Raw genomic sequence first — 876 nt, forward strand, 5'->3', positions numbered from 1 at the left:
TCGCATCCACATCCCCCGCATCCCACACCAGACGCGAACACACCTCCTCCCACACCCGCCGAAACACCGGAAACACCCCCACCAAACCCTCACCCATCCCCACCCACTGCGACCCCTGACCGGTGAACAGGACAGCGGTGCGGCCGGGGCGGGGCGGGGTGACGGGGGTGGCGGTGCGCAGGGCGGTGGGCAGGGTGCTGGGTTCGCTGGCGACGGCGACGGCTCGGTGGGCGAGCAGGGCGCGGCCGGTCAGCAGGGAGCGGGCGAGGTCGGCGGGTTGTCCGACGGGGTGGTCGGCGAGCTGGTCGAGGTTGGCGCGCAGGGCCTGCGGGGTGGCTGCCGAGACGACGAGCGGGACCGGCAAGCCGGTGCCGGACGCCGTCGGCTCGTCGGCGGCCGGTTCGGCCTCGACGGCTGGCGGTTCTTCGAGGATGACGTGGGCGTTGGTGCCGCCGATTCCGAAGGAGGAGACTGCGGCGCGGCGGGGGCGGCCGGTGTCGGGCCAGTCCTGTCGGGACGACAGCAACTGCACCGCACCGGAGTCCCAGTCGACCATGGGTGACGGCACTTCACAGTGCAGTGAGCGGGGCGCCACTCCCGCCCGCATCGCCTGCACCATCTTGATCACACCACCCACACCGGCAGCGGCCTGGGCGTGACCGATGTTCGACTTCAACGAGCCCAACAACACCGGCACACCACCAGTACGGGACCCGTACGTGGCCAACACCGCCTGCGCCTCGATCGGGTCACCCAACGACGTACCCGTCCCATGCGCCTCCACCACATCCACATCCGACGCCGACAAACCAGCAGCACCCAACGCCGCCCGAATCACCCGCTCCTGCGCCGGACCACTCGGCGCCGTCAAACCAT

General features: G+C 70.9%; 1 protein-coding gene. It reads right to left on the bottom strand.

The window, feature by feature from the left end:
* The coding region (locus JMF97_RS30450) for a ketoacyl-synthetase C-terminal extension domain-containing protein (RefSeq protein WP_203224660.1) at nt 1-876 on the bottom strand (876 nt) is incomplete at both ends.

This window comes from Micromonospora fiedleri, assembly GCF_016774385.1.
GTDB classification, from domain to species: domain Bacteria; phylum Actinomycetota; class Actinomycetes; order Mycobacteriales; family Micromonosporaceae; genus Micromonospora; species Micromonospora gifhornensis.